This is a genomic window from Anaerosporobacter sp. (assembly GCF_965301125.1).
Window position 1 is genome coordinate 1 of record NZ_CBDLAM010000247.1, and the last position, 210, is coordinate 210.

Consider the following 210-nt stretch of genomic DNA (forward strand, 5'->3'; position numbering starts at 1 on the left):
CATTTATTCTCATTTTATCCAACTAAATTATTTGTTTCTCACCAAATATAACATGCATAAGAATAATCAAAAATAACACTGAAATTGCCAAGAATAAAATTGGTAGTATTTTTCTTTTCATTTTTATTTCTATCATTCTTTTCTTCTCTTTCAAATTAATGATCCTGGAAATCCTTCAAATATATGTCTAACTCAATTCTTCTATGTAAT